This window comes from Corynebacterium sp. (assembly GCF_030152825.1).
In the GTDB taxonomy this organism is placed as follows: Bacteria; Actinomycetota; Actinomycetes; order Mycobacteriales; family Mycobacteriaceae; genus Corynebacterium.
This window is the reverse complement of record NZ_JASLIP010000020.1, coordinates 1-24,354: the sequence shown is the minus strand read 5'-3', so window position 1 is coordinate 24,354 and position 24,354 is coordinate 1. Positions and strand designations below refer to the sequence as shown.

23 protein-coding genes are annotated in these 24,354 nt (G+C 65.3%); 8 read left to right on the top strand and 15 right to left on the bottom strand.

All coding sequences use genetic code 11. The features are described 5' to 3' along the window. The first annotated feature begins 14 nt into the window (after window positions 1-14). The gene (locus Q1V78_RS02810) at window positions 15-1,523 is read left to right on the top strand and encodes a sodium/glutamate symporter (protein ID WP_367279541.1); all 1,509 of its coding nucleotides are present in this window, start codon (window positions 15-17) and stop codon (window positions 1,521-1,523) included. Window positions 1,524-1,721: 198 nt separating this feature from the next. On the opposite strand, the gene Q1V78_RS02805 is transcribed toward Q1V78_RS02810, so the two are convergent. From Q1V78_RS02805 to trxA, 3 genes are all read right to left on the bottom strand, one after another. Beyond that, a complete protein-coding gene (locus Q1V78_RS02805) occupies window positions 1,722-3,176 on the bottom strand; it encodes an MFS transporter (protein ID WP_300611398.1) in 1,455 nt (484 codons plus the stop codon). Window positions 3,177-3,260: 84 nt separating this feature from the next. After that, on the bottom strand, window positions 3,261-4,007 hold the full coding sequence (locus tag Q1V78_RS02800) for a PspA/IM30 family protein (protein ID WP_300611396.1): 747 nt from the start codon (window positions 4,005-4,007) through the stop codon (window positions 3,261-3,263). A gap of 110 nt (window positions 4,008-4,117) precedes the next feature. Further along, window positions 4,118-4,498, bottom strand: coding sequence for a thioredoxin (trxA, locus tag Q1V78_RS02795; protein WP_300611394.1), 381 nt, complete (start codon window positions 4,496-4,498; stop codon window positions 4,118-4,120). Window positions 4,499-4,649: 151 nt separating this feature from the next. Between trxA and Q1V78_RS02790 the strand changes: the two genes are divergently transcribed. Further along, window positions 4,650-5,162 carry a hotdog fold domain-containing protein gene (locus Q1V78_RS02790; RefSeq protein WP_300611392.1) on the top strand — a complete coding sequence of 171 codons (513 nt, stop codon included), beginning with the start codon at window positions 4,650-4,652 and terminating at the stop codon, window positions 5,160-5,162. Between the two features lie 81 nt (window positions 5,163-5,243). Here Q1V78_RS02790 and Q1V78_RS02785 read toward each other — a convergent pair whose 3' ends face one another. From Q1V78_RS02785 to Q1V78_RS02770, 4 genes are all read right to left on the bottom strand, one after another. Next, window positions 5,244-6,059 (bottom strand): ABC transporter ATP-binding protein, encoded by an 816-nt coding sequence (locus Q1V78_RS02785; protein ID WP_300611389.1) that lies wholly within the window; start codon window positions 6,057-6,059, stop codon window positions 5,244-5,246. An 89-nt stretch (window positions 6,060-6,148) separates the two neighbouring features. Then, window positions 6,149-6,619, bottom strand: coding sequence for a CrcB family protein (locus Q1V78_RS02780; RefSeq protein ID WP_300611387.1), 471 nt, complete (start codon window positions 6,617-6,619; stop codon window positions 6,149-6,151). Next, window positions 6,619-7,128 carry a CrcB family protein gene (locus Q1V78_RS02775; protein ID WP_300611384.1) on the bottom strand — a complete coding sequence of 170 codons (510 nt, stop codon included), beginning with the start codon at window positions 7,126-7,128 and terminating at the stop codon, window positions 6,619-6,621. The genes Q1V78_RS02780 and Q1V78_RS02775 overlap by 1 nt, the downstream gene beginning before the upstream one ends. 156 nt (window positions 7,129-7,284) lie before the next feature. Next, window positions 7,285-7,833: a YceI family protein gene (locus tag Q1V78_RS02770; protein ID WP_300611381.1), complete on the bottom strand. Its 549-nt coding sequence runs from the start codon at window positions 7,831-7,833 to the stop codon at window positions 7,285-7,287. Window positions 7,834-7,980: 147 nt separating this feature from the next. Between Q1V78_RS02770 and Q1V78_RS02765 the strand changes: the two genes are divergently transcribed. Then, window positions 7,981-8,622: a MarR family transcriptional regulator gene (locus Q1V78_RS02765; protein WP_300611379.1), complete on the top strand. Its 642-nt coding sequence runs from the start codon at window positions 7,981-7,983 to the stop codon at window positions 8,620-8,622. A gap of 13 nt (window positions 8,623-8,635) precedes the next feature. Here the strand turns inward: Q1V78_RS02765 and dnaB are convergent, their stop codons facing one another. From dnaB to Q1V78_RS02730, 7 genes are all read right to left on the bottom strand, one after another. Further along, window positions 8,636-10,156 carry a replicative DNA helicase gene (gene dnaB / locus Q1V78_RS02760; protein WP_070761720.1) on the bottom strand — a complete coding sequence of 507 codons (1,521 nt, stop codon included), beginning with the start codon at window positions 10,154-10,156 and terminating at the stop codon, window positions 8,636-8,638. 811 nt (window positions 10,157-10,967) lie between these two features. Continuing rightward, window positions 10,968-11,426, bottom strand: a complete 459-nt coding sequence (rplI, locus tag Q1V78_RS02755) for a 50S ribosomal protein L9 (protein WP_300611376.1) — start codon at window positions 11,424-11,426, stop codon at window positions 10,968-10,970. Between the two features lie 95 nt (window positions 11,427-11,521). Then, window positions 11,522-12,139, bottom strand: a complete 618-nt coding sequence (locus Q1V78_RS02750) for a single-stranded DNA-binding protein (RefSeq protein ID WP_012361210.1) — start codon at window positions 12,137-12,139, stop codon at window positions 11,522-11,524. 83 nt (window positions 12,140-12,222) lie between these two features. Then, a complete protein-coding gene (gene rpsF / locus Q1V78_RS02745; protein ID WP_012361211.1) occupies window positions 12,223-12,510 on the bottom strand; it encodes a 30S ribosomal protein S6 in 288 nt (95 codons plus the stop codon). 175 nt (window positions 12,511-12,685) lie between these two features. Beyond that, complete coding sequence (locus Q1V78_RS02740; protein WP_012361212.1) at window positions 12,686-12,874, bottom strand: hypothetical protein; 189 nt, start codon at window positions 12,872-12,874, stop codon at window positions 12,686-12,688. An 18-nt stretch (window positions 12,875-12,892) separates the two neighbouring features. Further along, on the bottom strand, window positions 12,893-14,389 hold the full coding sequence (locus tag Q1V78_RS02735) for a glycosyltransferase 87 family protein (RefSeq protein ID WP_300611370.1): 1,497 nt from the start codon (window positions 14,387-14,389) through the stop codon (window positions 12,893-12,895). After that, window positions 14,390-16,633, bottom strand: coding sequence for a transglycosylase domain-containing protein (locus Q1V78_RS02730; RefSeq protein ID WP_300611368.1), 2,244 nt, complete (start codon window positions 16,631-16,633; stop codon window positions 14,390-14,392). 267 nt (window positions 16,634-16,900) lie between these two features. Between Q1V78_RS02730 and Q1V78_RS02725 the strand changes: the two genes are divergently transcribed. The 4 genes from Q1V78_RS02725 to Q1V78_RS02710 all read left to right on the top strand — a co-directional run bounded on the left by Q1V78_RS02725 (window position 16,901) and on the right by Q1V78_RS02710 (window position 20,559). Beyond that, window positions 16,901-18,028 (top strand): inositol-3-phosphate synthase, encoded by a 1,128-nt coding sequence (locus Q1V78_RS02725; RefSeq protein ID WP_300611366.1) that lies wholly within the window; start codon window positions 16,901-16,903, stop codon window positions 18,026-18,028. A 160-nt stretch (window positions 18,029-18,188) separates the two neighbouring features. Further along, window positions 18,189-18,659, top strand: a complete 471-nt coding sequence (locus Q1V78_RS02720) for a MarR family winged helix-turn-helix transcriptional regulator (RefSeq protein ID WP_300611364.1) — start codon at window positions 18,189-18,191, stop codon at window positions 18,657-18,659. Between the two features lie 35 nt (window positions 18,660-18,694). Continuing rightward, window positions 18,695-19,912, top strand: a complete 1,218-nt coding sequence (locus Q1V78_RS02715) for a universal stress protein (protein WP_300611362.1) — start codon at window positions 18,695-18,697, stop codon at window positions 19,910-19,912. Between the two features lie 170 nt (window positions 19,913-20,082). Next, window positions 20,083-20,559, top strand: coding sequence for a hypothetical protein (locus Q1V78_RS02710; RefSeq protein WP_300611360.1), 477 nt, complete (start codon window positions 20,083-20,085; stop codon window positions 20,557-20,559). Between the two features lie 102 nt (window positions 20,560-20,661). On the opposite strand, the gene Q1V78_RS02705 is transcribed toward Q1V78_RS02710, so the two are convergent. Continuing rightward, window positions 20,662-23,697 (bottom strand): leucine--tRNA ligase, encoded by a 3,036-nt coding sequence (locus tag Q1V78_RS02705; RefSeq protein WP_300611358.1) that lies wholly within the window; start codon window positions 23,695-23,697, stop codon window positions 20,662-20,664. A gap of 40 nt (window positions 23,698-23,737) precedes the next feature. On the opposite strand from Q1V78_RS02705, the gene Q1V78_RS02700 reads away from it, so the two are divergent. Then, on the top strand, window positions 23,738-24,354 hold a 617-nt coding region (locus tag Q1V78_RS02700; protein ID WP_300611356.1), incomplete at its 3' end, for an SdpI family protein.

Here is a 24,354-nt window from a genome sequence, read left to right as displayed (position 1 = left end):
CCCAAGGAGGAACATTGACACCCAATCAAGTCGGCCTAGCGCTCGTGCTGCTAGGCGTGATGGTCTTGCTGGGCAAGACCATGCGAATCAATTGGGGCTGGACCCAAAAGCTGTTCCTCCCTGCCTCCATCCTCGCGGGCTTCCTCGCACTCTTCCTCGGCCCTGAGGTCTTTGGCTCCATCGCTTCGGCACTGGGCACGGACCGCTTCGCCGAGGGCGGCATCTTCGGCGCCGAGACCCTCGCCGTGTGGAAGACCCTCCCCGGTCTGCTGATTTCCGTGGTCTTCGGTACTTTATTCCTCGGCCAGAAGCTGCCGAAGCCGAAGGAAGTCGTGGAGCTCGCCGGCCCGCAGCTCTCCGTGGGTGTGGCCTTTGCCTCCGGCCAGTACGTCGTGGGTATCGCGCTGGTGACCTTCCTGCTCGCCCCGCTGTTCGGCATCAACGAGGCCGCCGGCGCGCTCATCGAGATCGGCTTCGAGGGTGGTCACGGCACCGCCGCTGGTATGCAGTCCGTGTTCGAGGATATCGAGTGGGCTGAGGGCTACGACCTCGCCGTCGCCGTCGCCACCGTTGGTCTGCTTTCCGGCATCGTCATCGGCGTGGCCGTCATCAACTGGGCCATCCGCACCGGACGCACCGAGGTCATCACCGAGGTCAAGGACCGCTCCCTCGAGGAGCAGCGCGGTCTGTTCCGCCGTGACGAGCAGTACATGGCCGCGAAGATGACGACGCGCCCGTCCTCCGTCGAGCCGCTTTCCCTCCACGTGGCTTTCCTTGCCGTGGCAATCGGCGTGGGTGTCATCCTGCTGAAGGCCCTGCAGTGGATCGAGCAGATGCTGTGGATCGACAAGATCGAGCTGCTGAGCTACGTTCCGCTGTTCCCAATGGCCATGGTCGGCGGCATCGTCGTCCAGCTGGGTCTGAATATGCTGGGCTACGAGCACCTCATCGACCAGAACATGATGCTGCGTATCCAGGGCCTGGCCCTGGACCTGCTGATCACCTCCGCCCTGGCGACGATCTCCCTGCAGGCTATCGCCGATAACTTCTGGGCATTCCTGATCCTGTGTGTCGGCGGCATCCTGCTGAACGTCTTCCTGCTGCTGTGGCTGGTGCCGCGCTCCATCCCGGAGTACTGGCTCGAGCGTGGTGTTGGCGACTTCGGCCAGTCCATGGGTGTCACCGCAACCGGCCTGATCCTCATGCGCATCGTCGACCCGGAGGCAGAGTCCCCTGCCTTCGAGTCCTTCGGCTATAAGCAGCTGGTCTTCGAGCCATTCTTCGGTGGCGGCATCATCACTGCCGTGTCCATCCCGTTCATCATTGCGGTCGGACCACTCCCAGTCTTGGGTGTCATGACGGCGCTGTTCATCTTCGCCATCGCCACCGGCCTGTTCTACTGGGGCCGCAAGTTCGGCATCGACCGGTCGAAATCCAACGGTGGCACGAAGGCCCTGGGCAACCACAAGGCCAACATGGACGCCAAGCAGGCCGCTGCCGCTGCGCAGCAGCACAAGGACTAAGCCACAACGGCTAGCCAAAAACTCAAGCCGGGTGCTCGGCGCGGAACTCTCCGCGCAGCACCCGGCTTTTGCTTTGCCCCAAGCCACGGCGCGACTTGGGCTACTTGAGCCGACAGTCCCCGACCCCGCGTACCCTGCGCGGACCGGCAGCCCCCTTCGCCGCGTGAGCTACGTGGCCCCCTACTTCGCGGCCCCCACCTACTTCTCGTTCTGCGACTTCTTCGCCTTCATCGGCGTCTTCGCATCCAGCGGAACGAACACGGTGAACAGCACAATCACCACCGAGATCACCGCACCCACCAGGAAGGCCAAGTTCAGGCCGGAAGCCAGGCCACCGACCTCATCACCCGGGTTGCCATTCATAGCGCGCTGGGTACCGAAAGTCATGATCGCGATGAAGATCGCGGTGCCACCGGCAGCAGCCACCTGCTGGAAAGTATTGAGGATCGCCTGCCCGTGGGAGGCTAGGGCATCCGGCACCGCGGCCAGCGCATTACTCATCAGCGGGGTCATCAGCAACGCGATACCGATGTGTAGCACCACCGCGACCCCGGTCAGCGCCCAGAAAGAGGAGTCCCGGCCCAGCGCCACCAGGCCCAGCATCGCAGCGCTCATCAGGATGGATCCCGGGATAGTCAGAACGCGCGTACCCCGGGCGTCGTAGACCCGGCCGACGAACGGCCCCATCACGCCCATCGCCAAACCACCGGGCAGGATCGCCAGGCCCGACTGGCTCTCCGAGAGCCCCATCACCTGCTGGGCGAACATCGGCATCAGAATGATGAAGCCGAAGAGCATGCTGAACGTCAGCAACATCAGTGCCAAGGAGAGGCGGTAGTTCCGCTCCCCTAGCGGGGCCAGATCCAGCAAAGGTTCGCGCACGCGCTTGTGCGCACCCCGCTCATCCGCAGCAGCCGCCTTCCCAGCGCGGGCCTCGCGCGCCAACGACCGCTGACGCGCGAAAAAGACGGCGAGTACCACAATGCCAACGAGCATCACCGCGACGCGGCCCACCGGAATCCCGTGCGCCAGGTCAGACAGACCAGACATGCCGTAGATCGTGGCCGCGAAACCCACCGCAGAGAGCAACACCGAAGGCACATCCAGGTACGGGCGGGTCGGCTCCTCGAAGTTACGGACCAGCAGCAGACCCACCACCAGGGCGAGCACCACCAGCGGCAGCATCAGGATGAAGATCCAGCGCCAGCCCAAGGAGTGCAGCACCAGACCAGAAAACGTCGGGCCCAGCGCCGGGGCCACCGCGATGACCACAGAAACCAGGCCGAAAACCCCGCCGCGGCGTTCCAGTGGAACCAGCCGCATGATCGTCGTCATGAGCAGCGGAATCACCAGCGCGGTGCCGGAAGCCTGAATGATGCGGGCGGCTAGCAGCACCGGGAACACCGGCGCCACAACGGCGAGCACCGTGCCTGCGAGGAAGAGCAGCATCGCCGCGGCGTAGACCTGCCGCAGGCTGAAACGCTGCATGATGTAGCCGGTCATCGGGATGACCACGGCCATGGTCAGCATGAAGCTGGTGACCAGCCACTGCGCGACATCCGCAGTGATCTCGAAGTAGCCCATCAGCACCGGCAACGCGACCGAAAGAGTGGTCTCGTTGAGGATGACCACGAAGGCCGCGGCGACAAGCACGCCGATCAGGAGCTTCGCGTTGGGTGCGGGTGTGTCGGCGGTGTGTGTACCGCTGTTTTCGGCGCCGGTGCTAATGGCTTTCTCCTATTGTTCGAGTTCTTTATTTTTCTCCATGTCAGCGCGGATCTCCGCGAGGCGGGAGCTGGCCTTGACGTCGCGACCGGCTTCGGCGATCTCAGTCATGCGGTCCTGCACCGAGCCCTCGACGAGCTCCTGGGCGCCCAACGCGTTCGCGTAACGGGATTCGATCTTATCCCTCACCTTGTCCAGGGTTGGGACGGCCTCGTCCGGGGCGAGGGCGGCATCGTTCATGGAGGCCATCGACTTATTCGCGGTCTCCTGCATCTTCGCCTGATCGGCCTGCGCGCGCAGCTGATTAATCTGGTTCAGCTGATCCTGCAGGCGGGTTTCGGACTCCTGCTGCTGACGCTGTGCTTCCTCCGCGCTTCGGGACGCCGCCGCGTGCAGCTCCTTGGTCTCTTCCAGCTGCTGCTCGACGGTGACGAGATTCGAGGCGAAGAGTTCCGCAGTCTGGTTCAGCTCCGTGGCGCGGTTGGCGTCGCCCTCCGACTGGGCCTGATCGGCCTGCTGGAGTGCGACGCGGGTCTTTTCCTGCAGATCGGTCGCGTCCTTCTGGAGGCGGTTGAGCTTCATCTCCAGCTGGTTGCGGTTGCCGATAACGCTCGCTGCGTGCTCGGTGATCTTCGCGTGCTGCTGGCGGGCGGCCTCCTCGGCCTGACGGATCTGCACCTTGGGGTCGGCGTTCTCCTCGATCTTCGTGTCGAAGGACGCCATCAGGTACTTCCAGCCCTTGGAAAATGGGTTAGCCATAAGTATCGCTCCTCTAGTAGGTCGTGCGCCCCAGAGTAGACACGAATGGCTCCCCATGACCGCGCAAGACCCGCGTCGCAGCGCGGGCCTCAGTGCGGAAAGGCGGGCGCTTAGCCCTCCTGCTGAGCCTCAGCCTGCTGCTCCTGGACCTGCTTGCGGACCTCGTCCATGTCCAGCTTCTCAGCCTGGGAGATGAGGTCGTTGAGGGCCTCCTTCGGCAGCATGCCGGCCTCGCGGGCCAGCAGGACACCGTCGCGGAACATCATGATCGTCGGGATGGACTGGATCTGCAGGGCTGCGGCGAGCTCCTGGTTAGCCTCGGTGTCCACCTTGCCGAAGGTGACCTCCGGGTGTTCCTCGGAGGTGGCCTCGAAGATCGGGCCGAAGCGCTTGCATGGGCCGCACCACTCTGCCCAGAAGTCCAGCAGGACGATGCCCTCCTTGCCGACGGCCTCCTGGAAGTTCTCGCCAGTGATTTCCTTCGTAGCCATGTGTTATCCCTTTCGCTGATTACGTTGTGTCCGCTCGGGGTGTCCGCCCGGCGCGGCGAATTTATATCGTTTCCTTCTGCCCCGTGCAACGTTGGGTGCAGTTTGCTTTATTCCAGGGTCAGCACACAAAACATGAGTTACTTTGTTTTTTATGAGCATTCCGAACGCATCTTTCGCTGAAGCAGCCCCGTCTGCCACCTATAAGGCCTGGAAGAAGCTGGCCAAGAAGCCGGCCGGCAACCGCCTGTTCTCCGTATTCGCTGCCTTCAAGGCCCCGTACTTCCTCACCGTGCTGCCGTATGTCAAGGATCTGCGCCCGGGTTACTGCCAGGTCACCGCGCCGAAGTGGTGGCTGGTTCAAAACCACATCGGCACCTTCCACGCCATTGCTGCCTGCAACCTCGCTGAGGTCGCGATGGGCATGCTCGCCGAGGCCTCCGTGCCGAACACCCACCGCTGGCTGCCGATGGGCATGGAAGCGAAGTATCTGAAGAAGACCACGGGCCGGCTGACCGCCACCGCGACCGCCGAGCTGCCGGACTTCTCCACCATCACTCGCGAGTCCGGTGGCCAGGAAGTCCCGGTGAAGATCCACTTCGAAGATTCCGCCGGCGTGGAATCCACCTACGCGGAGATCAAGATCTGGGTCACCGCCAAGAAGTAGGCGCGGCCCACCGCAGGCGAACCCCCTCACCGCCAACCAGCGGGCCTAGCCCTCAGTCCACGCCACCCCCAGGGCAGCCCGCTAGCCCTGGAAGGCGAACCAGCGGCCGCCCACCCGGTGCAGCTCGACGTCCATGTCGTAGAGCTCCCCGAGCTTCTCGGCAGTCAGCGCCTCGTCGACCGGCCCGCTGGAGAGGATGCGCCCGTCCTTCATCAGCAGCACGTCCGTGGTGGACGCCGCGATCTCCTCCACGTGGTGCGTGATCAGCACCGTCGCCACCTCCGGCCGGGCCTCGCGCAGCCGGTCCACGACGTGCAGCAGCGTCTCCCGCCCCGGCAGATCCAGCCCCGTCGAGGGCTCGTCCAAGAGCAGCAACTCCGGCTGCGTCACCAGGGCCCGGGCGATCAGCGTGCGCGCCCGCTCCCCCTGGCTCATCTGCGGCCAGCGCCGATCGGTGCGGTTGCCCATTCCCACCAGATCCAACAACTCGCTGGTGCGCTGCTTCATCTCCTCGGTGTAGTCGAAGCGCTGCACGTAGCCATTCGACCCGGACGCCCCGGAAAGCACCGCCTCATAGGCCGTGATGTCCCCCAGGTTCTTCCGCGGGTCCACGTGACCGATGCGTTTGCGCAGATCCAGTGTGTTGACCTTCCCCATCTGCTCGCCGAGGATCTCGACCGTCCCGGTCGTGGGGAAGGACTGCGCCCCCATCAGCTTGAGCATGGTCGTCTTCCCCGCCCCGTTGGGTCCGAGGATCGACCAGTGCGTGCCCGCGGGAACCTTAAGATCAATCCCGGAGATGAGGTCCTTGCCATTGCGGGTCACGGCTACCCCCGAGATGGAGATCGCCACCGGTCGCTCCCCCGTACCTGCAGTGTTCGCGTCGCTGTGATCCATGCCTCATAACCCTACGCCCCCGGGCAGACACGCCCGCGGGTCACCCTTCCCCTTCCCCGTTTCCGCCCCCGGGACGCGGTGTCTTCTTGTTATGACGACGTCAGGGCGAAACCTAGCCCCCAGGTCGCGCAGGCCACCCCGAGCATGCCCACGGCTACCAGAGCGGCCACGGCGTAGCGGCGGAGCGTGGAGCGCGGTGACGCAGCAGGATCGGCAGCCTCAGGCGGTGCGAGGAGATCCGTGACCAGGCCGACCGCCACGGTAGAGAAGGTGGTGAAGCCGCCCAGGAAGCCGGTCCCCAGCACCAGAACCGCCGCGGCTCCGCTCACCGAGATCCGCCCCAGCGAGAGCTCGCCGAGCGCATCAGGCCCCTCCCCTGCACCGGCCGTTGCGCCCATAAGCAGGCCGAGCAGGAGGCTGCCGAGGGTATTGATCACCGCCAGGCTCGCCAGCGGGGGCACGTAGCGTTTCAGCCAGGTGTCCGCACCCCAGCGGGCGAGCGCGCCCAGCCCACCGGCGATGGCCATGAAAATCACCGCGCCTGCGCCATAGCTCGCCATCACGCGTCACCCCCGAGGTCGCCCTGGTCCGGCTGCCCGCCGGGCCGCTGGCCCGCACCCTGCTCGGCGGACTGGGAAGGCGCACCCCCGCGCTGGCTGGCGGCACGGCCGGCAGCGATGCCGGCCGCAGCCGCGCACACGCCCAGCACGATCGTGGCCGCGAAGTAGCCGAGGACGGCAATGGCGCCGGCGTCGTCGTTAATAAAAGCGACCGCGCCCGCGAGAGCAGAGTAACTGGTGAACGCCCCGCAGAAACCGGTGCCGAGCAGGAGTTTCTCACGCCCCGCGAAGAAGCAGCCGGGCAGTGTGGGGAGGTCAGGCTCGGTGGTCGCACCAGGATCCTGAAAAAGCGCGCCGACAAAACCCAGCAGCCCCGCGCCGAGCACATTCGCGACCAGCAGGCCCCACTGCCCGGCCAATCCACCCCCGCCGCTGAGCGCATCGGTGAGCAACCAGCGGGCCAGGGTGCCGAGCAGGCCGCCGGTGAACACGAGCAGAGCGCCAATCACGCTGTTCAGCGTACCGCCACCCCAGAAACGCGAAAACTCGCCCCACGGCCAGCTGTACAGCTCACTGCGCTGCAGTGAACCGCTGTGCCGCGAGAGGGCACAGGCTGGCGGGGCGAGTCTCAGGCAAAGAGGCGGCGGCTACCACCGCCTGGGCGCTTAGGCCTCCTTGACCGCGGAGACGTCGAAGCTCAGGGTGATCTTCTCGGAGACCAGGACACCGCCGCCGTCGAGAGCGGTCTGCCAGGTCAGGCCGAAGTCCTTGCGGTTGATGGTGGTTGAGCCCTCGAAGCCGATGCGGGACATGCCCCACGGGTCGATGACCTCGCCGTTGAAGTCGAAGTCGATGATGACGGACTTGGTGACGTCCTTGATGGTCAGGTCGCCGGTGACCTTCAGGCCGTCCTCGCCGTTGGCCTCGACTGCGGTGGAGGTAAAGGTGATCTTCGGGAACTTATCCACCTCGAAGAAGTCGGAGGTGCGCAGGTGACCATCGCGGTCGGCGTTGCCGGTGTCGATGGAGGCGACGTCGATCTCGACGTTGATCGCCGCGTCCTCGAGGTTCTCCTTGGTGCTAGCGGAGCCGGTGAACTCGCCGAAGTTACCGCGAACCTTGGTCACCATCGCGTGGCGGGCGGTGAAGCCGATCTCGGAGTGGGATGCGTCGATGTTGTAGGTACCTGCGTAGTCGTTCACGGACTTGGTCATGTTGTGCTGCCTTTCCTTGCGGCGGCTGCGTTGTTCCGCCGTGGTGATTTTTTGAGGACGCCAGGCTCCGACCTGGCGTTGATCTCAACCATAGACCCATGTACGTGACACGTCAACCACTTAGAAATATGTTTAAATGAATGCATCATGACCAGGAATAGTTCACAGCTGACGCCCTGGGACGGCGCGGAAACACCGGCGGCCCTGGGAGCGAAGCACAATCCGAAGGACGGCACGGCACAGCCCGACACCCAGCAGGCACACCAGAACCCAGCGCAGGACGTGCGCTGGCTGACCGACGAGGAACAGCAGGTCTGGCGCCAATGGCTGGACCTCGGCGCCCGCATCACCAATGCGCTCAGCCGCGAACTGCAGCTCGACAGCACCATTTCGCTGGCCGACTACGAGGTATTGGTCTACCTGTCCGAATCGCCGGATCACCGGCAGCGCGTCGTGGCGCTCGCCGAGGCCATCAAGTGGGAGCGCTCGCGCCTGTCCCACCAAATCACCCGCATGGCCAAGCGCGGGCTTGTCCGCCGCGAGTCCTGCGATAACGACGGCCGCGGCGCCTTCGTGATCCTCGAGGAGCAGGGGCTGGAGGCCATCACCGCCGCAGCACCCGGACACGTCGAGGCCGTACGCCACATGATGTTCGACGGGCTGAGCGCAGAGCAGCTCGCCGCCTTCCGGGACGTGCTCGCCCACATCGAGCCGCAGGTCGCGGACCAGGAGGAGCGCATCGCCGCAGCCCTGGCCACCAAGCGCGGGCGCGGCAAGGCGCGGAACTAAGAACTAAGAAGAACTAGCCCGCGCGGTACTCGGAGAACTTCGAGTACTGCAGCTGGTGGGCCACCACCACGGTGCCGATCGGGCCACCACGGTGCTTCGCGAGGATGATGTCCGCCTCGCCGGCGCGCTCGTGATCGCGGTTTGCGCTATCCGGGCGGTTGATCAGCATGACCATGTCGGCGTCCTGCTCCAGCGAGCCGGACTCACGCAGGTCGGAGATGCGCGGCAGGGCGTCGTCGCCACGGCTCTCCACACCACGGTTCAGCTGGGAGATCGCCACGACCGGGACGTCCACCTCCTTGGCCAGCAGCTTCAGCTGGCGGGAGAACTCGGAGACCTCCTGCTGACGGGACTCGACCTTCTTGCCCGAGCTCATGAGCTGCAGGTAGTCCACCACGATCAGCGCGATATCGTGCTGCTGCTTCAGGCGGCGCGCCTTCGCGCGGATCTCCATCATCGTGAGATTCGGGGAATCATCGATGAAGATCGGGGACTTGTCGATCTCCCCGATGCGGCGGGTCAGCCGCTCCCAGTCGTCCTCCTCCATCTTGCCGCCACGCATCGCGGAGAGGTGCACCTCCGCCTCGGCGGAGAGGATGCGCATCATGACTTCGGACTTACTCATCTCCAGGCTGAAAAGCACGGAGGCCTTGTTCTGGCGGATGGAGGCCGAACGCATGAAGTCCAGCGCCAGGGTGGACTTACCCACACCAGGGCGAGCCGCGACGATGATCATCTGCCCGCCGTGCAGGCCATTGGTGAGGTCGTCCAGATCCTGGAAGCCGGTGGCGATTCCCTTGGCGGTGCCGCCCTGGGACTCCAGCTCGTCGATCTCATCCAGGGTCGGGTCCAGCAGGCGCTCGAAGACCTCGTAGTCCTCACTGGTCGCGGAGTTCGTCAGCGCGAACATCTCCTGCTGGGCGTTGTCCACCACGGACTCCACCTCGGCACCCTCGATGCCGGAGTAGCCCAGCTGCACGATGCGGGTACCTGCGGTCACGAGGCGGCGCAGCGTGGCCTTCTCCTTGACCAGGTTGGCGTAGTAACCCACGTTCGCACTGGTCGGGGTCTTGGACATGATGGACTGCAGGTACGGCGCGCCGCCGATCTGCTCGAGCTTGCCATCCCGGTCCAGGCGCCCGGCGACGATGACCGGGTCGACCTCCTTGCCCTCGCCATAGAGGCGGACGATGACGTCGAAGATCGTCTGGTGGGCGGGACGGTAGAAGTCGTCCATGACGAGGACCTCGACGACCTCGCTGATGGCGTCCTTGTTCATCAGCATGCCGCCGAGCACGCCCTGCTCCGCCGCGACGTTCTGTGGCATCTCGCGGCCCAGGTCCTGGAATTCTTCACGACGTCCACCCGAACGCCCGGATCGGCGCTGGCCGGATCCGAAGTTATTGCGGGCAGGCGCGGCGGAGCTCCACGCACCCCCACCGCTATCCGGGTGCGGGGCGTGGTCCTCCTCCGGTGGTGGCGGCAGGAGTTCTGCGCCATCGTCGAAAGACATTCCACCCATATTGCTCTCCATCGTGCCTCCGCGTGCTTAATCAGGCTCGGTTATCACCCTAGCCAGCGCTGCGGACAAACCCGATTCGGCAGCCCAGTGCATTCTAATTCTTGTTCTTCAGATGACCGATTCTGGGCCGATTCAGCGTGCCCCCGAAGGAGTTATCCACAGGCTGTTGTGGATAGTTCTGTGTATGGCGTGTGGATGATGTGTGGACAAATCCACAAGCCCCAGGTCAGCTTGTGGATGAACTGTGGATCAGCCTGTCCATAACTATTATACCTGGCTATTTGCGCAGGTAGAGAGCTTTTTCATTAGTCTTCGAAAAACAGACCCCCCTGTGGATAACTCTCGAAAATACCTATAAGTGCAGCTCAATATGGCGTGTCCCCCACAACCCTCACCCACCGCTATACCCCCCGAAATTACAAATTCTTTAGGCCTTCGCGGGCAGTTATCCACATCCTTGCCCACACCGCGCAATGCCCCTGAATACACCAAGCCCCCGGCGGGATCATTCCCGGCCGGGGGCCTCGTGCTTGCTGTTGTCTATGTTTGCGTTCCGGCGTTCATCGCAGCAGCGCCGCTCGCCTGTGCGGCGGCCTGCACACCAGCCAAAACGCGGTGAAAAATGAGCCTGTCCCAACGCCATCGTGCATGGGCGGTTCCAACCCGACCCCTGGGTGTCTAAGCCAGAGGCATGGAAGGCCGGACCCGCCGTAAAACCGGTTGTCTAGGCCGGCGAAGGTCAGCGAGGGCTTAAGCGCACAGCGTTCAGACGGCGCGGCACCTGCCACCCGCCTCGGCGCTGGGCGCCAGGCTGCTTCTGCGATTACTTATCGGCGTCGACCACTGCGAACTCGAGGTTCGCGGTCATGCCGGAAACTAGCTTCACATCCACGGCGTACTTGCCCGTGTTCTTGATGCTGTTCTTTGGCAGCTTGATGGCGTGCTTGTCCAGCTTCGGACCGCCTGCGCGTTCAACAGCTGCGACGACGTCTGCGGAGGTCACGGAGCCGAACAGCTTGCCGCCCTGTGCGGTGCGCACCGGCACCTGAACAGCGGACAGCGCCTCGAGCTCTGCCTTGACCGCCGATGCGTGCTCCTGGTCGCGGATAACGCGATCAGCCTTGGCACGCTGGATGTCCTTGATCTGCTTCTCTGCGCCGCGGGTCGCAACGATGGCGTAGCCGCGTGGCAGCAGGTAGTTACGTCCGTAACCAGCCTTGACTTCAACGATGTCGCCGGGGACACCGAGCTTGTCAACGGCGGTGGTGAGGATCAGCTTCATGATCCAACCCTTTCGTTGTGCATGGAGTGTTGACGTGAACAGTGATTATTGCTTCTGGCGGCCGGTCTGCCGGTCACCAGCGCTCATCAATTGGTTCAGAATGGCGGCTCTTCGTCGCCGACACCGAAATCAGTTTGAGGTGCAGAGTTCCACGGGTCATCGGCATTGGAGGCATTCTGCCCACCGAAGCCACCCTGGTTCTGCTGGCCACCCATGCTCTGCCCAGAGCCGGAGCCCTGGTTGAATCCGCCCTGGCCACCCTGGTTTCCACCAAAGCCGCCCTGGCCACCCTGACCGAAGTTGGAGCCGCCGCCCTGGTTTCCACCAAAGGACTGCCCGCCACCACGGGGGTTGCGCTGTACCTGCGCGGTCGCGTACTTCAGGGACGGGCCGACCTCGTCGGCCTCCACCTCGAAGACGGTGCGCTTCTCGCCCTCGCGGGTCTCGAAGCTCCGCTGACGCAGCCGACCAGTGACAACCACACGGTCGCCCTTGTTCAGCGAGTTGGCAACGTTCTCCGCGGCCTGGCGCCAGATGTTGCAGGTGAGGAACAGTGCCTCGCCGTCGACCCACTGGCCTGCCTGCGCGTCGTAGCGCCGCGGGGTGGATGCGACTCGGAAGCTGGCGACTGCGGCACCCGACTGGGTGTAGCGCAGCTCCGGATCAGCAACTATGTTGCCGACCAGGGTAATTGGGGTATCTCCCGGTGCCATTGATAGTTCCTTTCAGCTGGGGTTATGCAGTTAAGGCCAGGTTAATCGCCTGCGCCCCGTGCTGCATGGGTGAAGCTGATTTCTTACTTGTCCTTGCGGAGCACCTTGGTGCGCAGGACGTTGTCGTTGAGGTTGAGCACGCGGTCGAGCTCGCGCACAGTGTCCGACTCGCAGGTCAGGTCGAGAACGATGTAGACGCCCTCTTCCTTCTTCTGGATCGGGTACTCAAAGCGGCGCTTGCCCCAGACATCAACCTTGTCGACCGAGCCCTTTTCCTCGCGGACAATGTTCAGGTACTTGTCCAACGATGGGGCTACGGTGCGCTCATCCTGGGAAGGATCGACGATGATCATGACTTCGTATTGACGCACGGACCTCATCACCTCCTGTGGTCTAGTGTTTCGGCCATGCTTATTTGGGCATGGCAGGAGGGTCGTTGCGTCAGCAACCTGGCCAGTGTACCCCGCTGCCTGCGGAAATGGAAAATCCGCGACCACAGCCCCCGTTGCTCCCCGCGCTCCCCCGTCCGGCCTTCCCAGGGCCTGGTTATTTATTGATCGATGCCCAGCCCACGGCCAAGGTGACCGGGATGATCGTCATGAAAACGATCGCGATGGAAAACAGCAGGATGATGACGTTTTTGGGCTTCTGCGCGTGGAAGCTGTAGAACGCCGTGCCGAAGAAGATGAATCCGATGAGGATGCTGCCCATCCCCAGGTACAAGGACATCGACATTGCCGCTCTAACTCTCCCTTAGTCCGTTGCGGGCGCTGCCTCGCTGTGGTTCTTCCCAGCGGGCTGCTTCTTTGCCGTGGTTGCGCCAATTTCTTTTTCCGACGTCAACCGCCTCGCGCCCGGCTCCTTAGCCGCCAGGATACCCGCCAGCGGGTCTGCTCCCGAATGCGCGGCGCGCACCAGGTCGCCCTGCCTGCCCGGCGCGGTCAGGCGCCCGTCGGTCTGCAGCATGTCACGGATGACGATCACCGCCATCGCGATCAGCAGGCCCAGGCGCAGCACCGTCACGCTGTCGACCAGCCAATTCGGTGCCGCCTCCTCGGCGGGGAGGAATTGCCACATCCGCAGGTACCAGTAGCCGGCCTCGATGGTGGCCCAGATGAAGTACAGCCGCCAGCAGGGCAGTGCCAAGGCGATCAGCGGCACCAGCCAGATGGAGTACTGCGGGCTCCACACCTTGTTCGTCAGCAGGAAGGCGAGCACCGCAAGGAAGGCGACCTGCGCGACCCGGGGCGTCGTCCTCAAATAGAAGACGACGAACCAGCCCAGGGCGACCAGGGCGACGAGCAGCAGCCCGGTGGTGATGTAGTTGAGCGTCTCCACGCCCTCGATGGCCTTGGAGGGCGAGCCACCGTCCCAGGCCTCCTTGCCGGTGATGTGGGCAATGACCGCGTAGATGGTCGAGCCCTCGTAGCCACGAACGGAGTTCAGGCGGAAGAACTCACCCCAGCCGCGGGGCGCGGCGATCATCACCGGGGCGTTGAGCAGCGCCCAGCTGCCGATCGCGCCACCCAGCATGCGGCCCAGCTCGCGCCACGCGCGGGTCTTCAGGCACAGCAACAGCAGCGCCCCCAGGATGAAGGCGGGCCAGAGCTTCGCGGCCACCCCAAGCCCGCCGAGCACGCCCGCGAGCAGGGGCTTGTGATTCGCCCAGGCGGCCAGGCAACCCACCGCGAAGACGATGGAGAGCAGGTCGAAGTTCGTGAAGGCGTGGACGATGACCAGCGGGGAGGCAGCCATGAGCATCGCGTCCCAGGTGCGCGCCCCCGTCAGGCGGGTCAGCAGCGCCACCCCGATCAGCCAGCACAGGGCCAGACCAATGGAGGAGACGGCGAAGAAGACCACCGAGGCGGGAACCGGCGGCAGGCCCAGGGAATCCCAGGCAGCGTGCACCGGCCGGGCGAGTGCCGCGGCGAGGAATTGATAAAACCCGGAGAGCACCGGGTACTCCATCCACCGCTCCACCCCATCGGTGGTGATGGACTGGAAATACGGGACGGTCAGGGTATCCAGGCCGCGGCCGCCGAACAGCGGGATCTGGTCCGAGTAGCAGGCCGCGGTGTACTGGGGGCGACCTGACCAGTCCAGGTGGGCCTGGCCCTCGGCATTGACATTGCCGCGCAGGCACGGGGCCTTCTGCAGCCAGCCGAGAATGAGGAAGAAACCCGCAGTCGCGAGGATCGCTAGCTGCGGGTTCCACCGGGGCGCCACCGCGTGGCGGTCACGGTTGGCCATTTAGCCCAGGAGGTCGTCGATGATCTGGCCGAGATCCGGGGCCGGCGGGGCGCCCCCACCGGTATTCCCGCCACCCTGGCGCGGAGGCGTGGCCGGCTCCGGCTGCGGAGCCGGGGCTTCCTGCTCTGGCTGCTCCTGTTCCTGCGGCTGCTCAGGCTGCGGGTTCTCCGGCTCGACGTAGCTGCCGGAGTCCGGAACACCGGCCGCGGCCTCGCCGCCGGAGCCCCAGTTCTCGATCGGGTCGTCGACCAGGGAGCGGTCCATCACGTTCTTCCAGATGGTGGCCGGCATACCGGAGCCGTACATGGTCCCGCCCCACTGGTCGACCAGCGGACGGTTGTCCACGGTGCCGAGCCACACAGCGGTGGCCAACTGCGGGGTGGAACCGATCATCCAGGCGTCCTTGTTTTGGCCGGTATCGCCGAGCTGGGCGGTACCAGTCTTCGCTGCAGACGGGCGGCCGTTGGCCAGGTCGTTGCCGTTGGAGTAGCCCGCGATCGGGCCCATCGCCTCGATGACGGCGTTGGCGATCTCCTTGTCGATCACCTGGTCACCCTCCGGCTTGGTGTTGTCGAGCAGGACCTCACCGTTGGAGTTCTCCACCTTCTCCACGAAGTGCGGGCGGTGGAAGACACCCTCGTTGGAGAGGGTCGCCAGGCCGGCGGCCATGTCCATCGGACGGGACTGGTACTGGCCCAGGACGATGCCCTCGTACGGCGTGCCGCCGTCTTCCTGCAGGGTCTTGCCGTAGCCCGGCAGCTCCTCGGCCACGCCCAGGCGGTGGGCCATGTCGGCCACGGCCTGCGCGCCCCCGTCGAGGGAACGGGTCAGGCGGATGAAGGAGGTATTCAGGGACATCTTCAGCGCCTGCGCGATGGAGCAGGTGCCACAGGATTCGCCGCCGACGTTCGTGACCTCGGTCTGGCCGGTGGTCACCGGGGAGGAGTCGAAGTTGTCGTAGATCGACCCACCCTGGTCCAGGTAGGCGGCGAGGCCGAAGATCTTGAACGTGGAGCCGGTCTGCATCGGCGCGTTGGCGTAGTCCCAGCCGACCGGGTCGTCGCCGCCGTAGTAGCCGCGCACCCCGCCGGTCTTCGGGTCGATGGAGACGACCGCGCCGCGGATGCCCTCCATCGCGCCCTCGAACTGCTGGTGAACCTCGTCGACGACCGACTCCTGGACCTTCGGGTCGATCGTGGTGGTGATCTTCAGGCCGCCGGTGTTGACCTGGTTTTCGTTGATACCGGCTTCCTCAAGCTCGCGGATGACTGCCTGCTTGATCAGCCCGTTGGTGCCCTTAGCCTGGTGCACCTGCCCTGCCTTGGCCGGGTCCTGGGCCTTCGGGTACTCCGCGTTGTCGCGCTGCTCCTGGGTGATCGAGTCCATGCCGAGCATGCCGTCGAGCACGTAGTTCCAGCGGGATTCCGCGCGCTCGCGGTTGGTCCACGGGTCGAGCACGCTCGGGGACTGGATGGACGCGGCGAGCACCGCGGCTTCCTCGACGGTGAGGTCCTTGACGTCCTTGTTGAAGTAGGCGTGCGCGGCGGAGTTGATGCCGTAGGCGTTGCGCCCGAAGTAGATGGTGTTGAGGTAGGCGCCAAGGATCTCGTCCTTGGACCACTCGCGGGCCATCTTGGAGGAGATCACCAGCTCCTTGACCTTACGGGTGATGCTGAGCTCATCGCCGACCATGGCGTTCTTCACGTACTGCTGCGTGATGGTGGAGCCACCGCCAGCGCTGGCGTTACCGGTGAGCTGGCCGAGCGCGGCGCGGCCGAAGCCGGTCAGGGAGAAGCCGGGGTTGTCGTAGAAGTCCCGGTCCTCCGCGGCGAGGACGGCCTCGCGGACGTGCTCCGGGATCTCGGAGACGTCCACGTTGGTGCGGTTGCCCTCGGGCGGGATGATGCGCGCGAGCTCCGTCTTGTTGTCGGAGGCCATGATGTAGGAAACCTGGTTGTTGACCAGCTCCTCTGGCTCCGGGACCTTGGTCACGGAGTAGGCGGTGAAGAAGGCCACGACGGGCACGATGACGGCGACCGCGATGAGCGCGGTGAATCCCACCAGGACTTTCTTGCGGAATTCGCTATCGCGCCAGTGGTTCTTCTTGCGTGCCCGCGCGACGTAGTTGCCGCTGCGGACAGAGCGCCCTGAGCCGGACCCGTTCTTGTTCGGGCCTGGCTTCGCGGCGTTGTTCTTGCGGTGCGGCGGCTGAGTGTTCTTACTCAACGAGCTATGTCTCCTCATTGAAAAGGGCAGTCGATTTTCATTACTTTACGCGGTCGCCCCCGTGCTTTGCACCTTTCGCGCGCCACTTTCGTCACAGAAGTTTACTGCCTCCCCATCCGCGCGGCCCGTTTTTTCCCGGCCTGTCCCGCTTTCCTGGGTCCCCCTCCCCTACCTTTTAGGACGCCACCCCGGGCCGGCACTTAATCGGTTTACCGGCGGCTCTTGATCGGTCAACCGCTGTAAGCGTCCCAAGTGCCGAGGTCAGCGACCTTAAGTTGTTTAGCTATGAGCAATAATTCGACTTCCCCCGCAGCGGCCGAGGGCCGCACGGTCAATATCGCGATCGTCGGCCTCGGCAACTGCGCCACCTCCCTGGTTGAGGGCCTTGAGTTTTATAAGGACGCCGCCCCGGATGCTGAGATCCCGGGCCTAATGCACACCGTTTTCGGCGAATACCACGTCGCGGACGTCAAGGTCGTCGCCGGTTTCGACGTCGACGCGGACAAGGTCGGCAAGGACGTCTCCGAGGCGCTGTACTCCGGCCAGAACCAGACGATCAAGATCGCAGACATCCCGCACCTCGGCGTCGAGGTCAAGCGCGGACCCACCTACGACGGCCTGGGCCGTTACTACCAGGAGTCGATCGAGGAGTCCTCGGTGGAGCCGGTGGACGTCGTCGCTGAGCTGAAGAAGGCGGAGGCGGACGTCGTCGTCAGCTACCTGCCGGTCGGCTCGGAGGAAGCGGACCGCTTCTACGCGCAGTGCGCCATCGACGCTGGCTGCGCCTTCGTCAACGCCCTGCCGGTGTTCATCGCCTCCGACCCGGAGTGGGCGCAGAAGTTCCGCGACGCGGGCCTGCCAATCATCGGCGATGACATCAAGTCCCAGGTCGGCGCGACGATCACCCACCGCGTGCTCGCCCACCTCTTCGAGGAGCGAGGCGTGCGCCTGGACCGCACGATGCAGCTGAACGTCGGCGGCAACATGGACTTCAAGAACATGCTGGAGCGCGAGCGCCTGGAGTCGAAGAAGATCTCCAAGACGCAGGCGGTGACGTCCAACCTGAAGACCTCCCCGCTGGCGGGCAAGGTGCACGACAAGAACGTGCACATCGGGCCGTCGGACTATGTGGGCTGGCTGGACGACCGGAAGTGGGCCTACGTGCGCCTGGAGGGCTCCGCCTTCGGCGAGGTGCCGTTGAACCTGGAGTACAAGCTCGAGGTGTGGGACTCCCCGAACTCCGCGGGCATCATCATCGATGCTGTTCGCGCCGCGAAGATCGCCCTGGACCGCGGCGTTTCCGGCCCGGTTGAGGCGGCGTCCAGCTACCTGATGAAGTCCCCTCCGACGCAGCTGCCGGACGATGTGGCGCGCACCCAGCTGGAGGAGTTCATCTCCGGCGGGATCGCCTAAACCGCCCCAGCTTCTCGGCTGGGGCTTCCGCACAGTCGGCTTCACGAACCGCTACCCCCGGGATGCTGCACAAGCCCCCCGGGGGTAATGTTTCCCGTGATAAGGGACTATCTGGTACTCGATAGTTTTGCACGGACAACACTCAGGTAGATTGGACAATATGCCACGTTCAAAAATGGACATCGCCCGGGATCTTCGCCCGAGCCTCACGCGCCTCTACCTGCTGTACTTCCGTAAGACGGAGCAGTCGAACATCTCGCAGGCCCAGCTGTCGATCATGATGATCCTGGACAGCGAGGGCCCCATGCGCATTTCTCAGATCGCTGCGATGGAATCCATCCGCATGCCGACGGCTTCCAACGCCGTCAACCAGCTCGAGACGATGGGGCTGGTCCACCGCGTTCGGGACGTCAGCGACCGTCGCGGCGTGCGCGTTCAGCTCACCGACAAGGGGCGGGAGGAGCTGCACGACCAGGAGGGGGCTCGCAGCATCCAGCTCGCCAGCATGCTGGAGAACCTCAGCGAGCAGGATCTGCAGACCGTCGACGATTTCATTCCGGTCATCGACACCATCCTGGAGCGGTACTCTGAGGATGAGGAGCCCGCTAACCCAGCCGATCCCGCGAAGTAGCGCCAACCACTGATTGGGACGGGGAGCTCAACGCTGTGGCACCGAAGAAAACGAAGAAGTCCCGCACCGCTAAGAAGGCCTTCCGCCCGCCGACGCTTGCCAAGCCGGTGAGCGCGCCGCGCGTGAACCGTGCGCTGCGCGTGCTGGTGGCGTGGCCACCGCACGCCGGAAGCGTGGGCGAGGACCTGGCGCGTACTGTCGCCTGGATCTCGCAGGAGAACCCACTGGTCGTGCGCACCGCGACGGTGATCTCGCAGACCTGGCCACAGACGGACGTCCCCGCCGCGTCGCCGGATCAGGCGGACCTCTACCCCACCGCGAGCTTGGATCTCTACCCCACCAACCCGGACACCAGCCGCAGCCACGGCACGCCAGGCACCGGGATGGGCGCGGCCGAGGCGCTGGGCGCCCCGGTCGCCGGGTCGGCCAGCCCCACCACCTTTACGGAGGCCCGGGAGGCCTTCAATACGTGGCTGAAAGCAGAAATGACCGCCGCGGGCGAGTCCGCACGCACCGCGTTGCTGGCCGCTGGGGTGCCCAAGAAGATGCTGGACGAAGAGCAGCTGGCGATGGTCTACAGCGACCACTCCGAGACCAGCCGCCTCATCGAGGCCGGCGAGGAATTCGGGGCGGATATGATTCTGTTGGGCTCGCAGGCCGATTCGCCGGACGGGCGCTACCGGATGGGCTCCACCGCGGATGCGCTGCTGCATTGCTCCCCGCTGCCACTGATGCTCGTGCCGCGGAACCTGGCGTTCTCGAAGGCGGGGCCCACCCGCGTGAACTGCGCTTATGTGGATACCGAGCAATCCCGGCAGGCACTGCGCCACGCCTCGGACCTCGCGCAGCGGTGGGACGTGCCGCTGCGCCTGGTGGCCTTCTCCCCCGCCGGGGTCTCGTTGGACCCCACGCAGGTCGCCTTCGGCGACGCGATGGATGCCGCGAGTGCTGGCAGTGCTGGGGCTGGCAGTGCTGCAGCCCCGTTGGCGGAGGCCTGGCAGGTGCAGGCCAAGGAGCTGCTGGAGCGCGGCCGGAAGCGCGCGCTCTCCCGCCACCCGGAGCTGGAGGTCACCACGAAGACCGGCATCGGCGCGAGCTGGGAGGAGGCCGTCGGCGCGATCAAGTGGCGAAAGGGCGACCTGATGGTCATGGGCTCCAGCGTGTTGGGTGATTTCAACCGCGTGTTCATCGGCCCATCCACGAACCAGATCCTGCGGCACGTGCCGGTGCCGGTGTTCCTCAGCACGGTCTAGCCCACGGTCTAGCTAGTCTGTGGCACGCGACCAGTTGTTTCCGCGCCCCACACCACTACCCCGCCCGGGTTATGCTGCCCGGCGCGGTATTGGCAGCAGGGTTTATCTTTGTGGCCGGGATCTCTTAAGGTTGGGAGCTACCAGGACTTTCACTGAAGGAGAGGGTAATCGTGAGTACGTTGGGCCCGGAACACCCGGAAAATCGCGCCGAGCTGCCGCCGGAGGACCTCCCGCCGCAGACCGCCGGTCGCCCGAAGCTCACCGAGCTCGATTATGAGGCCGATCCCCTCGCCCGGTTGGAGCGCAATAACCGCTCGACGAAGCAGGCGATCATCTTCTTCTTCGCCGTCCCGGGCATCGCCGCTGTGCTCGCGTTGGGTACGGCGATCATCTCCCGCATCGTGGGCGGCCCTTATTGCGACGCCGATTCTTCCGCCTGGCTGTGCACCGAGGGCTTCCGACTATTCTTCCACATCGCCCCAGCTCTCGTGTGCTTTTTCGGGCTCTTCGGCGCGGCGTATATCTGCTACTACAAGTGGAAGCGCCACCAGCGCTGGCGCCCGTGGATCGCGGTGATCTGGTTCATCATGCCAGTGGCGATCGGCTGGTCGGTCAACAGCGCCGCGATGCTGATCCTCAACGCCTAAGACCCAGCGCTCCCCACATCCCCAACGGGCCCCGAGGGGCAAAGCTCCAGCGCAAGCCCCCAGATCAAGGCCGCCCGGCCCCCTCCCGGGTGGCCTTTCGCGTTACTTCGCGACGATATTGATCATGCGGCCCGGCACGACGATGACCTTCTGTACCGTCTTGCCCCCGATGTGGCCCTGCACGGTTTCGTCGGCCAGCGCCGCGGCTTCCAGGTCCTCGCGGGAGGCATCCGCGGCGACCATGATGCGGGCGCGGACCTTGCCCATGATCTGAACGGGCATCTCGATCTGGTCGTCGACCAGCCAGTCCTCTTCCCACGCCGGGTAAGGCACGAAGGCCACGGAGGCCTCGTCCTGGGTCAGGCCGGAACCCTGACCTGCGCCGCCAGCCAGCAGGCCGGAGGCCACAGCCCCGCCCAGCGCCTGCCACAGCTCCTCGGCCAGGTGCGGGGCCACTGGGGCGAGCATCAGCGCCAGCGCCTCCGCCGCCGCGCGCGGCACCGAGGCATCCGCCGCTGCACCCTGCGCGCCACCGGCACCAGCCGCGCCGTACTGCTTCGTCAGGTAGTTGACCAGCTCGATCAGCTTCGCGACGGCCGTGTTGTTGTGCAGGTTGGTGTAGTCCTCGTGGACTCCCGCCAGCGCGCGGTTCACCGCACGGCGGTCCTCATCCGGCAGCGAGGCCAGCGTGTTGACGTCCTCGTCGACGACCGCCTTGCCGGTCGTCTCGTCCACGACCAGGCGCCAGGCGCGCTGCAGGAAACGCTGCGCACCGACGACGTCCTTCGTCGCCCACGGGCGGGAGGTGTCCAGCGGTCCCATGGACATCTCGTAGACACGGAGGGTGTCTGCGCCGTAGTTATCGCAGATCTCGTCCGGGGAGACGGAGTTCTTCAGGGACTTGCCCATCTTTCCGTACTCCTGCTGGACCGGAGTTTCCTCGCCAGTCTCTGGGTTGATGTGCACGAATGCGCCGTCGCGCTCCACGACCTCCGCGGCCGGCATGTAGACGCCGCGGGAGTCGGTGTAGGCGTAGGCCTGGATGTAGCCCTGGTTGAACAGGCGGTGGTAGGGCTCGAAGGAGCTGACCACGCCCAGGTCGAAGAGCACCTTGTGCCAGAAGCGGGAGTACAGCAGGTGCAGCACCGCGTGCTCCACGCCGCCGACGTACAGGTCCACACCACCGGACGGGTTGCCCTCGCGCGGGCCGACCCAGTAGCGCTCATTTTCGATGTCTACCAGCGCGTTATCGTTATTCGGGTCGATGTAGCGCAGCTGGTACCAGGAGGAACCCGCCCACTGCGGCATGACGTTCGCGTCGCGGTAGTAGGTCTGGGTGCCGCGGCCATCGCCGAGGTCCAGCTCGACCTCGATCCACTCGCGGGCCTTGGCCAGCGGGGGCTGCGGCTCGGTGTCCTGGTCTTCCGGGTCAAAGGCGACCGGCTTGTAGTCCTCGACATCCGGCAACTCCACCGGGAGCATGCTCTCTGGCAGTGGGTGGGCGACCCCGTCGGCGTCGTAGACGATGGGGAAGGGCTCGCCCCAGTAGCGCTGGCGGGCGAACAGCCAGTCGCGCAGCTTGAACTGCACCTTGCCGTGGCCGTAGCCCTTCTCCTCGAGCCACTCGGTGGTGGTGGCCTTCGCCTCTGCCAGGGCGAGGCCGTTGATGTCGAGCCCCTCGGCGTTTGCGCTGTTCACAGCCTTGCCGCCCTCGGTGTAGGCGGCGGTGAGCTGGCCGTCCTCGCCCTTCTCGCCGCCGGCGACGACCTCGCGGATCGGCAGGCCGGAGGCGGTGGCGAAGTCGAAGTCGCGCTCGTCGTGGGCCGGGACCGCCATGATGGCGCCGGTGCCGTAGCCCATGAGGACGTAGTCGGCGATGAAGACGGGCACCTGCTCGCCGTTCACCGGGTTGGTGGCGTACGCGCCGGTGAACACGCCGGTCTTTTCCTTGTTTTCCTGGCGCTCCAGGTCGGACTTCGCGGCGATGGACGCGCGGTAGGCGGCGACGGCCTCGGACGGGCTGCCCTTGCCGAAGGTCCAGCGCTCATCGGCGCCTGCGTAGGCGGCCTGCGGGGAGCCGGCGGCGTCCTCAGCTGCGGAAACGAGGGTGTCGACGAGCTCGTGCTCGGGAGCGAGCACCATGTACGTCGCCCCGAAGAGGGTGTCCGGGCGGGTGGTGAAGACCTCGATCGGGCCTGCGGCGGAAGAGAACGCGAGCTGCGCGCCGCGGGAACGGCCGATCCAGTTGCGCTGCATGGACTTGACCTTCTCCGGCCAGTCCAGGAACTCCAGGTCCTCGAGCAGGCGGTCGGAATAGGCGGTGATGCGCATCATCCACTGCTGCAGGTTCTTGCGGAAGACCGGGAAGTTGCCGCGCTCGGAGCGGCCCTCGGCGGTGACCTCCTCGTTCGCCAGCACGGTGCCCAGGCCCGGGCACCAGTTGACGGTGGAGTTGGAGCGGTAGACCAGGCGGTAGCCATCGATGATCTCCTGGCGCTCGGCCTCGGTCTTCTCTGCCCAGTCGGCGTGCTCGGCCTCGAGCTTCGGGATGAGCTCAGAGATCGGGCGGGCGCGGCCCTTCAGCGTGGCGGGGTAGCCCGGCGCGGGCTCGGCCTCCGGGTCGAACCAGGAGTTGTAGATCTTGAGGAAGATCCACTGGGTCCAGCGGTAGAACTCGCGGTCGGTGGTGGCGACGGCGCGGCGCTTATCGTGGCCCAGCCCCAGGCGACCCAGCTGGCGCTCCATGTTCTCGATATTCGCCATGGTGGTGGTGCGCGGGTGGGTGCCGGTCTGGACGGCGTACTGCTCGGCGGGCAGGCCGAAAGCGTCGTAGCCGAGGGTGTGCAGCACGTTCTTGCCGGTCATGCGCTGGAAGCGGGCGTAGACATCGGTGGCAATGTAGCCCAGCGGGTGGCCGACGTGCAGCCCGGCGCCGGAGGGGTAGGGGAACATATCCTGCACGAAGACTCGGTCTTCCGGCAGCTTCTGCCCGTCGGTGGCGAGGTCGCCGACGGGGTTGGGGGCGTTGAAGGTGCCGTGCTCGGCCCAGTGCTTTTGCCACCGCTGCTCGATATCCGCGGCGAGAGCGGGGGAGTAGCGGTACGGGGTCTGGTCGGACGTGTCAGCTGGGGTGTTCATGGTTGGTCATTCTAATAGACGGGGTAATAGACTGAACCGCATGATCGTGCTCACCATCCTGCTGGTTATCCTCGCCCTCGCCGTGCTGACGGTGGGGCTGCTCGGTTTTATCGAGAAACTGCCTGGTAACGGGGTGGTTGGCCTGCGTATCCCGGAGGTTCGGAAGTCCCCCGAGAACTGGGTTTTGGCGCACAAGATCGCGGGCCCGGCGTGGATGGGCGCCGGTGCGGCGCTGCTGGGTGCAGCACTGCTGACGACGGGGATCGGTGGCTGGATGTGGCTGGTCTTCGCGCTGTTGATCGTGGGGGCGCTGTTCCTGATCGGGATGGGTTCTGCGATGGCGGCGTCCACGATGGCTCGCCTGGAGCACCTGCGTGGTCAGGAGGCCGAGGAGGCGCGGGCCGCCGAGGGGTGCTGTTCCTCTGGTTCTTCTTCCAACGACGACGCCTCGGCTGGCGGTTGTGAGCCGACGGCGGAGGAATGTGCGTCGGGGAATGCGTGCGGTAGCTGCTCGCTGAATGGCGCGTGCGAGGGCGGGGGAGCGGCCTTCGACGCTGGTCAGGGTGCTGGCGCTGGCGCTGGTGCTGGGCAGAGCGCGCAGCAGGCTGCAGCGAAGCCCGCGCTGGATCTGGATGCGGCCCGCCGCGCGGTGGCGGA

Coding starts and splice junctions, on each gene's coding strand:
- Q1V78_RS02770 (WP_300611381.1), bottom strand. CDS start 7,833: ATGACCAAGTCCGTGAACGACTACGCAGGTACCTACAACATCGACGCA.
- Q1V78_RS02790 (WP_300611392.1), top strand. CDS start 4,650: ATGAGCATTCCGAACGCATCTTTCGCTGAAGCAGCCCCGTCTGCCACC.
- rplI (WP_300611376.1), bottom strand. CDS start 11,426: ATGAAGCTGATCCTCACCACCGCCGTTGACAAGCTCGGTGTCCCCGGC.
- Q1V78_RS02705 (WP_300611358.1), bottom strand. CDS start 23,697: ATGAACACCCCAGCTGACACGTCCGACCAGACCCCGTACCGCTACTCC.
- Q1V78_RS02780 (WP_300611387.1), bottom strand. CDS start 6,619: ATGGCGAGCTATGGCGCAGGCGCGGTGATTTTCATGGCCATCGCCGGT.
- Q1V78_RS02720 (WP_300611364.1), top strand. CDS start 18,189: ATGCCACGTTCAAAAATGGACATCGCCCGGGATCTTCGCCCGAGCCTC.
- trxA (WP_300611394.1), bottom strand. CDS start 4,498: ATGGCTACGAAGGAAATCACTGGCGAGAACTTCCAGGAGGCCGTCGGC.
- Q1V78_RS02765 (WP_300611379.1), top strand. CDS start 7,981: ATGACCAGGAATAGTTCACAGCTGACGCCCTGGGACGGCGCGGAAACA.
- Q1V78_RS02785 (WP_300611389.1), bottom strand. CDS start 6,059: ATGGATCACAGCGACGCGAACACTGCAGGTACGGGGGAGCGACCGGTG.
- Q1V78_RS02725 (WP_300611366.1), top strand. CDS start 16,901: ATGAGCAATAATTCGACTTCCCCCGCAGCGGCCGAGGGCCGCACGGTC.
- Q1V78_RS02735 (WP_300611370.1), bottom strand. CDS start 14,389: ATGGCCAACCGTGACCGCCACGCGGTGGCGCCCCGGTGGAACCCGCAG.
- Q1V78_RS02750 (WP_012361210.1), bottom strand. CDS start 12,139: ATGGCACCGGGAGATACCCCAATTACCCTGGTCGGCAACATAGTTGCT.
- Q1V78_RS02800 (WP_300611396.1), bottom strand. CDS start 4,007: ATGGCTAACCCATTTTCCAAGGGCTGGAAGTACCTGATGGCGTCCTTC.
- Q1V78_RS02740 (WP_012361212.1), bottom strand. CDS start 12,874: ATGTCGATGTCCTTGTACCTGGGGATGGGCAGCATCCTCATCGGATTC.
- Q1V78_RS02730 (WP_300611368.1), bottom strand. CDS start 16,633: ATGAGGAGACATAGCTCGTTGAGTAAGAACACTCAGCCGCCGCACCGC.
- dnaB (WP_070761720.1), bottom strand. CDS start 10,156: ATGGAGAGCAATATGGGTGGAATGTCTTTCGACGATGGCGCAGAACTC.